This window comes from Mycobacterium sp. E2462 (assembly GCF_001672685.1).
Lineage (GTDB): Bacteria > Actinomycetota > Actinomycetes > Mycobacteriales > Mycobacteriaceae > Mycobacterium.
On the sequence record NZ_LZKC01000117.1, the window covers coordinates 1 to 1917 of the forward strand.

Genomic DNA, 1917 nt, shown 5'->3' on the forward strand with positions numbered 1-1917 from the left:
CCGTGCGCCACGAGCTCACCATCGCCGCGATGGTGTTGACGGTGGACGACCAGCGGGTGCTGGCCTCGCAGTGGCGAGCGCTGCCCGACATCCTCAGCGACGCGGACATCGCTGCGCTGCAACAGCTTTGGCTAGAGACACTGCGGGAGATGGTCGAATGAGCACACTGGCGATCCTGGGCGCCGGCGCCAAGGGGGTGGCCGTCGCCGCGAAGGCGTTCGTGCTGCGCGAGATGGGTGTCGAGGTTCCCGACGTGGTCGTTGTGGAACGCACCGGGGTGGGCGCCAACTGGCAGGCCTCGGGCGGCTGGACCGACGGCGCGCACCGGCTGGGCACCAGCCCGGAGAAGGACGTCGGCTTCCCCTACCGGTCGGCGTTGGTGCCGCGCCGCAACGCCGAGCTCGACGAGCGGATGACCCGGTACAGCTGGCAGTCCTACCTCATTGCCACGGCGTCGTTCGCCGAATGGATCGACCGCGGGCGGCCCGCCCCGCCGCACCGCAAGTGGAGCCAGTACCTGAGGTGGGTCGCCGACCAGGTCGGGATGAGAGTGGTCCACGGCGACGTCGAGCGGCTAGCGGTGACCGGCGACCGGTGGGCCCTGCACACACACGAGACCACCGTGCACGCCGACGCGCTGATGATCACCGGCCCCGGCCAGGCCGAGAAGTCGTTGCTGCCCGGCAACCCGCGCATGCTCTCGATCGCCCAGTTCTGGGACCGTGCCGCCGGCCACGACCGGATCACCGCCGAGCGCGTCGCGGTGATCGGTGGCGGCGAGACCGCCGCGTCCATGCTCAACGAGCTGTTCCGGCACCGGGTATCGACCATCACCGTCATCTCCCCGCAGGTGACCCTGTTCACCCGCGGCGAGAGCTTCTTCGAGAACTCCCTGTTCTCCGACCCCACCAACTGGCCGGCGCTCACCATGGCCGAACGGCGCGACGCCCTGGCTCGCACCGACCGGGGGGTGTTCTCGGCCAACGTCCAGGAGGCGCTGCTGGCCGACGACCGGATCCGCCACCTGCGCGGGCGGGTGGCGCACGCGGTCGGGCGGGACGGGCAGATCCGGCTGACCCTGTCGACCAATCGCGGCAGCGAGCACCTGGAGACGGTGCACGGCTTCGACCTGGTGATCGACGGCTCCGGGGCCGACCCGCTATGGTTCACCTCGCTGTTCGGCCAGGACGTGCTCGACCTGCTCGAACTCGGGCTGGGCGGACCGCTGACCGCCGAGACCCTGCAGGAATCGATCGGCTACGACCTGTCCGTCGCCGACGTCACGCCCAGGCTCTACCTGCCCAACCTGTCCGGGCTGACCCAGGGGCCCGGGTTCCCGAACCTGAGCTGCCTGGGGTTGCTGTCCGACCGTGTGCTGGGATCAACCCTGGGATCGGCGAAGAATCCATCGATGAGGAGACGCGATGAGCACCAACCCCTTTGACGACGACAACGGGACTTTCGTCGTCCTGGTCAACGACGAGGAGCAGCACAGCCTGTGGCCCACCTTCGCCGAGACGCCGGCCGGCTGGCGGGTGGCCTACGGCGAGGCCAGCCGCGCGGACTGCCTGGCCTACATCGAGCAGAACTGGCCCGACATCCGCCCGAAGAGCCTCATCGACGCGCTCGCGCGCGACTGACGGGGACCCCTGGGGCGCCGCGACGCACCCGGTGCTGCCGTAGCGCCGCCGTAACGTGACCGGGCCGAGACTCAATTGTGGGTCACAGAATGCACACTTACAGCGAATACAACATGGAGACGTGTGACCGCGTGGGGCGCATTTTGTCGATCCCGCCACGGTCCATGCGCATCGAAGGGGGATCTGTGAATACCGTGAAGTCTGTCGTCACCGGCGTGGCGGCTGTTGCCCTGGTCGGTGGAGCGGCCGCGGGTGTGGCGTCCCTGGCGGCGCCGGA

2 protein-coding genes are annotated in these 1917 nt (G+C 69.4%); both read left to right on the forward strand.

From position 1 onward, the window contains the following. Positions 1–157: 157 nt before the first annotated feature. The gene (gene mbtG, locus A5714_RS05595; RefSeq protein WP_068283563.1) at positions 158–1444 is read left to right on the forward strand and encodes an NADPH-dependent L-lysine N(6)-monooxygenase MbtG; all 1287 of its coding nucleotides are present in this window, start codon (positions 158–160) and stop codon (positions 1442–1444) included. Then, on the forward strand, positions 1425–1640 hold the full coding sequence (locus tag A5714_RS05600; RefSeq protein WP_068283566.1) for an MbtH family protein: 216 nt from the start codon (positions 1425–1427) through the stop codon (positions 1638–1640). The genes mbtG and A5714_RS05600 overlap by 20 nt, the downstream gene beginning before the upstream one ends. Positions 1641–1917 lie beyond the last annotated feature (277 nt).